Raw genomic sequence first — 10,298 nt, forward strand, 5'->3', positions numbered from 1 at the left:
TATTATGGAAAATAACATTGCATCGCGTATTAACAAATCAATAGGCTTAGTGGATAGTTCGGTTGTGCCCCTTACTGATGTGCAAATGGGCATATGGATGGCTGATCATATTTCTTCTCAACGTAATGCTTTCACCATTGCACATAAGGTTCATATTAAGGGTGATCTGGATTCTCAGCATTTATTGGAAGCGATTCAGTTAGGGCTTAAAGAGGCTGATACTATATGGGCTGTTTATCGTGAATACGATGGTGTTCCGACTCAACAGCTGGAATGCAGTGACCTAGATATTACTCCTGAAAGGTTGGACATCTCGAATGAAAGTGATGGACAAGCTTATATGGACTCGCTTATTCAGCAAGATTTGGATGCAGAGTTGACGCTGTCTTCGACTATGCCATTAGTTCGCCAAATTGTGTTTAAACTGTCCGATCAGCTGTATGTTTGGTATCAACGCTTTCACCATATCATGCTAGATGGGTTTAGCTTTAATGCCTTTACTGCCAGAGTAGCGAGCATATATCAGGCGCTTGTTCTGCAAAAAACGGTTTCGAATACACCTTATGCTTCGTTTTATAAGGTAGTAGAGGAAGAGCAAGCCTATAAGAAATCAGATAAATACTTGCATGACAAAGCCTTCTGGGCCGAATACTGTGCCGATTTACCTAACATGATCAGTTTATCTAATCGTGAAGTATCGACGGATGCAAAAAGTGCTTCGGTATCCCAGCGCTTAATTAGAGTAAATGGCCGTATTGGTGGGGAGAAATTACAAAGCTGTCTAGATCGATTCCCCTTTTCTAATCTTACAGCTGCTGACTTGGCAATGGGATTGATCTCAGCGTATTTGATTCGAATGACGGGGCAATGGCGAGTTCCAATTGGGTTACCATTTATGGGGCGCGTTGGTAGTGTTTCTTTAAGTGCGCTTGGGCCAGTGGTGAATGTGTTGCCTGTCATTATTGAAGGGCATCTAGACGACGGTATTTTTGAGCTGGCGCGACGAATAAAACAAATTTTGAAAGCCATACGCAAGCACCAAAAATACAATGCTGAGCAAATTTCTCGTGATTTGAATCGCGTTGGAGAAGCCTTATATGGTCCAACATTAAACTTGCGGCTGTTTGATTATGATCTCTCGTTTGGTGAGGTCTCGGCAAAAATAGAACACCTTGCAGCTGGGCCTGTTGAAGATCTGGATTTCGGTTTGCACTTTGACAGTGGCGATCTTCATATAGAGTGGGTGGGTAATGATCAAAAATACGATATCGAATCGTTAAATAGGCATCTGCAGCGCTTTGAAGAATTTGCTGAAAGACTTTTAAGAGATTCTGATACTCGTATTGCCGATGTTTCAACGTTACTAACCTCTGAGCAATTGCAGATTCAACGTTGGCAGAAGGGCGTAGTGGCATCTAATAGTCACTATGTGAGTTTGATTGAACAGTTTCATGGGTTAGATAATTCTTTGGCACCTATACCGGCGTTAGTGGTGAAAGAACGGTCGATTAGCTTCGCACAATTACATGACAATGTCGCAAAATGGGCGCAAGTGTTGAGTGAGTTTGGGGTGAAAAAAGGCGCTTGTGTTGGACTGGCTTTACCGCGAGACGAACGCATGGTTTACGCCATGTTCGCGACCATGGGTCTTGGTGCACATTATTTACCGATTGATCCGACTTACCCTGAAGAACGCATTCATTGGATGCTAGAAGACTCTGCTCCTCAGTTATTGATTACTTGTGATGCTTATGGCTTTAACGTGTCTGACAGAACACGTGTTTTGTCGGTTGATGATGACAGTTTTATACAATCAGTAGATCAACAAGACCCTTTAAAAGCCGTGTTTGATTTTCCTTCGTCAGATGACTTGGCTTATATCATGTACACATCTGGTTCGACTGGAAAAGCAAAGGGGGTGGCGATAGCTCACAAAGGTTTAGTTAATTTAGCATTTTTCCATTGGTTACGCGATGGCAAGGCGTTGGCAGAAAAGCATTCAAATGTGAATGCCATACTGACTGCTTCTTTTTCATTTGATACCAGTTGGGACTCGCTATATTGGCTGTGCTTTGGGCACACCCTTCATATTGTTGACGATGAAATTTGTAAGGACCCTGAGCTTATTGAACAGTATTTTAATGAACATCGAGTTCATGTCGCAGATCTTCCACCCACAGTGCTAGGTCAGCTTTTTGATCTTGAAACAATAGAGCCAGCCAAGTGCTTTCCTGAGTTAATTTACATTGGTGGCGAAGCGCCATCTTCTCGTTTATGGCAACGAGCACGACGTTACCCAGCATTGAATGTTAGAAATTACTATGGCCCGACCGAGAATACGGTAGACAGCCTAGGAGCCGATATAAAAGACTCGGATCAAGTTGTGATAGGCCGTCCGATCGCCAATACTGAATCCTATATACTCGACTCCAGTCTATCGCCAGTTGCCATTGGAACCACCGGAGAGCTCTATGTTTCAGGACCTGGCTTGGCGCACGGATATCTAAATCAAAGTTCGTTAACCGCAGCTCGCTTTATTGCTAATCCATTCAAATTGGGTGAGAGGATGTATCGAACGGGTGATTTGGCGAGATGGCTAGAGAGTGGGCAGGTTGAGTTTATTGGGCGGATAGATCATCAAGTGCAAATTCGCGGACATCGTGTTGAACCAGGTGAAATTGAGACGGTTCTAAACGCATTTGAAAATGTGAAAAGCAGTCTGGTTGTCGCCAATAAACAGGGCAGTACACATCGTTTAGATGCTTATGTCGTACTTGATCACTATCGAAAGGTTGCTGATGAGCAGGCAATACAAAACAAAGTTCAAACTTTGATAGATGCTTTGTCTCGTCAACTTCCTTCGTATATGGTTCCGGCTACTGTGACGTTATTGGAGCAATTTCCATTAAACACAAACGGTAAGATAGATCGAAAAGCCTTACCAGACCCTGTCATTATTCGCAGCCGTGGAATCTTGCCAAAGAACGATAAAGAAGCGCTAGTGTGCAAATGGGTTCAGAAGGCTTTGAATCTAGATTGTGTCTTCATTGATGATGACTTTTTTGCGTTGGGTGGCGATAGTATTGTCGCTATGTCTTTAGGCAGTTTAGCGCGAAAAGATGGCTACTATTTACGAGCAAAAGATGTCTTTGAAAGTCGTACAATCCGTTCAATAGCAACACAGTTATCACGATTAAATGTCGCAAAAAAGCCGTCAAGTGTTCAATTCGGTCAGCTATCGAATTTACCAATTTATCACTGGATGCAGGAAGCTGGGGGTCTTAATCAGCCTTATTTTCAGGCCGTATGTTTTGCTTTACCAGATTCTATGTCACATCAGCATTTTGAACAGGTTATTGCCAAATTGATTGCTGCTCATAGCATTCTTACGGCTCAAGTTCATGCTTCTCACCTTGATATTGCCGTTTCAGAAAATGCTTTTTCTGTAAAGGTATTTGAGCAACAGGAAAGTTTATCCAAATTGGCAGACGATGCTTTCGAGCAGCTTGTTCGCATTGAATCGAATGAAGCTTTTGCCGCTATGCGAGTGGCCTATTTGAGTGCTGACAATAAAAAAGCAGCCGTGTTTGTTATGCATCATTCGATAATAGATGGGATGTCATGGCGAATTCTTTTTTCTGATATAGCGAGCTTATTGGATGACTCAGATACAAGTTTATCCCCCTCACCCAATAGCTTAATAGATTGGCAAAAGGTTCTGGCAGATGAGATGCCTCGCTGGTTGTCCCAGCAACCATATTGGTTGGAGCAACGAAAAGGCAAGCCACTGGTAGAGCGCGAAGCATCAAATGAGCGAGCGCATCAACGGATTTTATTAGATGAGAATGTTTCTGAACTTTTATTAGGCGTTATACCCAAGCAATACCAGTGTCAGTCCCAAGAGGCTATTTTGAGTGTTTTATATATTGCTCTCGCTAGGCAATATAAGAAGACAGATATCTCAATGATGCTGGAATCCCATGGTCGCGCAGATATCGGTGAGCTAGATTTAACTCGAACCTTAGGCTGGTTTACCGCTGAATACCCGATGCGTATGGCTGGAAAAGACACTCTATTATTTGACCTTAATCACCCAGAATCGCCTTATGAAGAAGTCGTACAGTTAGTGCGTAGTAGTCTGCTTAGAGTGCCTAATGATGGTGTGGGTTATGGTGCGTTACACTATTTAGTTGATCAGACTCCGTCTATATTTGCGATGAGTAGTAACACAGCAGCACCACAAATTTTATTTAACTACCTTGGTCGTTTTCAGCAGGGTGATCTTTCTCTGATTCAAGGTGAACGCTATTTTAAAGACACCTTTGAAGTACATCAATCCGATCAGCTGAAATCGTCTTATGCGTTGGAACTAAATATTTTTGTGGATGAAAGCCAGGGCGCTCCGCAGTTAGTCATTTATGTGGATCACGATGTTCAACAAATTTCTCCTGCAGAAACCCAAGAACTGATTAATCAGTTATCTGATGCCACGTTGTCTATGAGTAAATTCGCTCAAACGCACCAAGCTATAGCGGCGGACACCTTGGTGCCTGAAGACCTGAAAAATTTGGATCTGAGTGAGCAGAACATACATAGGTTAAGAAGCCAATATGGCTCCTTACAAGCAATTTTGCCCGCTTTACCTTTGCAAGAAGGACTACTTTTTCATGCACAACTAGAAAAGGAAAGTAATGCTAGCGATGCGAGTTATAGCTCTTTAGTACGTCTGAAATTTTCTGGTGTTATGGACACTGAGCGTCTTAAAGCATCGTTAGGCGCTGTAATGAAAAGGCATCCTCAACTCGGCGCCTTATTTGATTTTTCCCAAGGCAATACCGCGTTACAAATTTTACCTTGGCGACGTGGCGAGCGGAAAACGTGGGTGCCACTACAGGTAGTTGATTTAACGGATCAAGATGTTCTTGCCCAACAAAAAAAATTGCAGGACATTGAGCACGAAGAACTCAATCGAGATTTTATGGCGTTTCAGTCAGCAGGCATTCCGTTACTGCATACTGTTTTAGTTTGTATGTCAGATAATCAACATTACTTGTTTTTAAATGCCCATCATTTGGTCGTTGATGGCTGGTCAACGCCTATCCTAATTCGTGATTTGCTTACAGCTTATGGTAGTAGTGCTATTGAATTACCAGCTATTCCAGTTCCGTATTCTCAGGTCGTTGAGCGACTCGTGTCTAGAGATAAAACGGTGATGCGAGATGCGTGGAAAGGAGCATTAGCGGGTTCTACGCCGACGCTGCTATTTGCGGATAAACCACCTTCATCACAGGTAACAACTCATACGCTGACACTTTCCGAGGATAAGTTTGCCAAGCTCAAAGGTTTTTATCAGCATAGAGGGCTTACCTTAAATAGTGTGTTGCAAACCTTGTGGGCTAACCTACTTTCGGCGTTAACAGGTCGTTCTGAGGTGATCTTTGGTACACCTGTTTCTGGTCGCTTTTCTGATGTGGCGGGAATAGAAGAACATATAGGGCTATTTAGCAATACGGTTCCTGTCCGTGTGCAATTACAGCCTGAATTGACCTTATGGCAGCAAATGCAACAAGTCCAATATGAACAAGTTGGTTTGTTAGAACACGATGGATTGGGGTTGGCTGAAATCCAACGCTTAGGAGGACATGCTAATTTATTTGATACCTTGCTGGTGGTGGAAAACTTTCCTGAGCAAACAGAATTATTTGCTCAGGAATACCAAGGGATTCGACTTTCAGAAGTGTATAGCCGAGGTTTCACTCATTATCCATTGACGGTATTAGCATTGCCTAGTGAACAGTTAAATTTACTGTTTGAGTACCGAGGTGGCGCTGAAATTAACGATCTAATAGAACGTTTCGATAGCTTAGTAACCTCGTTGTTAAGCGATGGCAATTCGCCACAGCAAGCATTAGATCTTAGGTTACCAGCCGAAAAAGCGATAACAAAAAGCGTGAATGACACTTTTCAGACTTTACCTAGAATGACGCTCCGTGATGGTTTAATGAAGCAGGTTAGTCTGACACCACATCAGGTTTGTATATCTGATGATGAGTATCAATTAACGTATTTAGAGGCTCGTTACCAAGTTGTTACGCTGGCCAAAGAACTACAATCTTTAGGTGTTCAATCTGGTGATGTTGTGGCGGTTGCGCTGCCTCGTTCTGTTAAGTTAAGTCTTGCCCTGTGGGCGACTATTGAAGTGGGTGCTGCTTATCTTCCGCTTGATACGGGATATCCAGATGATCGACTAAATTACATGCTGGAGGATGCTAAACCAGCAGCATTGATTACATTAGCAAGCGAAGCTAGTCGCTTTGTGACGGCTAGCAAACAGTACTTTTATGATTCACCGATTAGATCAGCTGAAAGTTTTGAATTACAGCGAGTGCTAGATGACTGGAATGCACCCCTTTTAAGAGTAAATGAAGCCGCATATTTGCTTTATACCTCGGGCTCAACGGGTCGGCCGAAAGGGGTTTTAGTTTCTCATCAAGCTATAGTGAATCGTATTTTGTGGATGCAAAACCAATATCCGCTGACCTCGGACGATGTTGTTCTACAAAAAACACCTTGCAGCTTTGATGTGTCGGTTTGGGAGTTCTTTTGGAGTGCTATGGTTGGAGCCAAATTGCACATGGCACCGCCAGAGTCTCATCGTGATCCGCTTCAATTACAACAATTGATTACTGACAATAAGATAACGACTTTGCATTTTGTTCCCTCCATGTTGGCAGCATTTGTGTCTTCCTTAGACGGCGAAAACTCAGACACTTGTCATCGTTTAAAACGGGTCTTCTGCAGTGGTGAGGCCTTGCCTGTTGAATTGTCAAAGCAATTCGAAGTAAGCGTTGGTTGCGAACTTCATAATTTATATGGGCCAACAGAAGCCGCAGTGGATGTCTCTTATTATCCTGCTTTTGGTCACTATTTGGCTCAATTAAAAGGAGTTGGGGTGCCTATTGGTTATCCCGTTTGGAATACTCAACTGCGGATACTGGATAACTTCCTACGTCCAGTACCTATTGGTGTTGCTGGGGATTTATATCTGTGTGGTGTACAGCTAGCGGATGGCTATTGGCATCGGCCTGAATTATGCGCTACTCGCTTTGTGGCTGACCCAGAAGCCAATGGTGGGCGTATGTATCGTACTGGTGATGTGGTTCGTTGGTTAGACAGTGGGGCTGTTGAATACCTTGGTCGAAGTGATGATCAGCTGAAAATTCGCGGTCAGCGCATAGAGCTAGGTGAGATAGAACAAGTGCTCGCAGCGCAAATAGGCGTGGATCAATCTGTTGTTGTGGCGAAAACATTAGGCCAAGACAATAGCGCTATGGGCGCTGATGCTCGTCAATTGGTGGCCTATGTCACTAGTCGTTCAGGCGAGTTGGACACCGTGCAGATTCGCTCCTCGATGAGTGACTTATTACCTGCTCATATGGTGCCTGTTGCTGTATTGCAATTGGACACTATGCCGTTAAGTGCGAATGGAAAGCTTGACCGAAAAGCCTTACCGCAGCCATCTGAGTTTTTAGGGGCGAAAAAAGGAAGGCCACTCAAATTAGGTCTTGAAACTGAAATAGCCAATGCTTTTTCTAAGATATTGGGTGTGACAGATCTTAATGCGAGTGATGATTTCTTTACCTTGGGCGGTCATTCGATTTTGGCAGTGCGTTTGGTTTCAGAGCTGCGTAAGATGTTGAAGCTAAATATTACGGTTGGGCAGATTATGGTGTCTCCAACTATTGAATCGTTAGCCCTGGTAATTGCCAATCAAGATCCGACACAAAGTCGCGATCTATCTGGCTTTGGCGCGGTGTTACCGATAAAAGAGGGTACTGGCTTACCTATTTTTTGTATTCATCCTGCGTCTGGTTTTGCTTGGCAATATGCTGGCTTTGCTCGTTATCTATCGCACACTTCTCCCATGATTGGTTTGCAGTCTCCACGGCCAGATGGGCCCATTGCAGCACAAACTAATATGGACGGTGTTATCGAACAGCACTTTAAAGTGCTAAGAGAGAGGCAGCCAACAGGGCCCTACAGGCTGATTGGTTACTCCTTAGGCGGTGTCATTGCACACGCTCTGGCGGTTCGATTACAAGCAATAGGCGAGGAGGTGAGCTTTCTTGGGTTGTTGGATACTTATCCACCCGACGAGCAAGATTGGTCCGAATCTGTTGATGCTGAAATACAGCATGAAGTTGAACGAGAGAGGGCAAAGTTCATGGATACATCAGAAGATATTTTAGATGAGCAGGTTGAAGAGGCGCAAGATGCCATGTTTGCCGATATTGTGCAGAACTATGCCGACTCGGTAGCTTTACTTTCAAAGGCAAAAACGCAGCGTTATCAAGGCAAAGCTGTTTTGTTTGTGGCAGATAAAACCGTGCCAGAGAAGATGAATATTCAGGCAGCATGGGCGCCTTATGTCGATGAGCTCGAAGAGCATCATTTTGATTTTGCGCATGAAGATATTTTATCGCCTGAAGCGCTTACTGCGCTGGGTCCTGTTTTTAACCAATTGGTCTCAGAGCTATAGCTTCAAAACAACAACTTCAAACGTATTAGAGCGCGGCAAACTGTCGCGCCAGATTTAAAGAGTCGTTATGTCTAAATCAAATATCATGTTGGACTTTAGTTTGCTAAAAACCAACAGAAACTTTCGTGCTATTTTCATTGCTCGGCTGATGTCTGTGTTGGGCATTGGGATGCTAAATGTTGCTGTGCCGGTACAGATATATGAGTTAACGGGATCCAGTTTACAGGTTGGTTTTGCCGTGGCGTTAGATGGAATGGGGATGTTTGTCGGTTTGATGCTAGGAGGTGTTTTAGCTGACAGAATGGACCGCAAATGGCTGATTCTATTTTCGCGCTTTATTTGCGGTGTTGGTTTTGTTTTGCTTGCAGCCAATGCGTATTTGTCAGAGCCAAGTCTATGGGCCGTTTATGCCATTTCCCTTTGGGACGGTTTTTTCAGTGCGATTGGAATGACAGCATTAATGGCGTCTATTCCTCATTTAGTCGGGCGAGAAAATTTGCCAACAGCGGGTGCATTGAGCATGTTGATTGTGCGAATTGGTTCCGTCATTTCACCCGCCATTGCCGGTGTGGTAATTGTGTCATTTGGGGTGACATGGAACTATACCTTGGCTGCGATAGGTACGCTTTGTACTTTAATTACCTTGGTTACTTTGCCAAACATGAAGCCGCAAGAAGGTGGGCCTCAAGAACACCCGATTCGCTCTTTAATGGACGGATTTAGCTTTGTATTTACGCATAAAGTTATTCGTGCCGTTGTTGCCTTGGGTACGCTAGAAGCAGTCACCAAATCAATTCGTATTTTATTTCCTGCTTTAGCGGCAACCGCGTTTGGTGGCGGGGCGTTTGAGGTGGGGCTCATGTACGCCGCGGTGCCTGTAGGATCGACCTTAGGAGCACTTACTAGCGGTTGGGTTCGTCATGCGAAGAGGCCAGGTATGGTTATGCTGTTCACGGCGTTTTTCTCCTTTTTGTGTGTCTCTGCGTTGGGGTTTATGGGACATTTAGTGTTGATGCTGCTTGCCTTGGCGGTGTTTGGTTATCTAGGGTCGATTGGTGGTTTGCTGCAATACACCATTGTACAAGGTCATACTCCCGATCATATGTTAGGGCGAATTGGTAGCTTCTGGACAGCGCAAGATGTGGTAGGCGATTCTGCTGGTGCATTAGGCATTGGTGTGATTGTAAAAATGCTATCGCCAGTCATGGGCTTGGTCGCGCTTGGCTTTGGTTGTGCAGCAGCAACTGTATTATTAAGCGCAGGAGTGCGTTCATTAAGAAGTGTCAGCTTGATTGATACGACGCTCTTTCCTGATGATGACGTTGCTAAAAAAGAAACTCTTCAAGCAAAAGATGCTACGGCATAATCGCTCTTTTACTTGTGCAGTCTAAAAAATGGCGATGTCTCAGGACATCGCCATTTTTTTGTTTGCCCAGCGAAGCTGGCAAACCCGTCAGGTTGTAAGAAACCTGTCTCACCCCGACTGGGGGGAAGAGAATCCGAATCGCAAGGGCGTTGCTGGCCAACGGCAGGGTCTGAAGGAAGCGATAGGAAGTTAACAGTACACAACGCAAGTGAACCTGCTTCGGCAGTTTAGGTGGGTAAGCGTGCAAAATAGCGCAAAGCCCGATACTCAGTCAGACCTAGGCTGTGTTTGAGGGTGGCATTGTTAACAGGGCGTCAGTGCAGTAACTGGGGAAGCCTGGCATCCAATCCGGTCTTGAATTGGAAGCATGCGTTCGAGGTGTGAGCCAAGGCG

At 44.3% G+C, this 10,298-nt stretch carries 2 protein-coding genes; both read left to right on the top strand.

Translation table 11 applies throughout. From position 1 onward, the window contains the following. The first annotated feature begins 4 nt into the window (after positions 1 to 4). Positions 5 to 8,539 carry a non-ribosomal peptide synthetase gene (locus B6N13_RS21705; RefSeq protein WP_169460591.1) on the top strand — a complete coding sequence of 2,845 codons (8,535 nt, stop codon included), beginning with the start codon at positions 5 to 7 and terminating at the stop codon, positions 8,537 to 8,539. Between the two features lie 67 nt (positions 8,540 to 8,606). Next, on the top strand, positions 8,607 to 9,905 hold the full coding sequence (gene entS / locus B6N13_RS21710) for an enterobactin transporter EntS (RefSeq protein ID WP_169460592.1): 1,299 nt from the start codon (positions 8,607 to 8,609) through the stop codon (positions 9,903 to 9,905). Positions 9,906 to 10,298: the final 393 nt, after the last annotated feature.

Source organism: Marinomonas sp. UCMA 3892 (assembly GCF_012726345.1).
In the GTDB taxonomy this organism is placed as follows: Bacteria; Pseudomonadota; Gammaproteobacteria; order Pseudomonadales; family Marinomonadaceae; genus Marinomonas.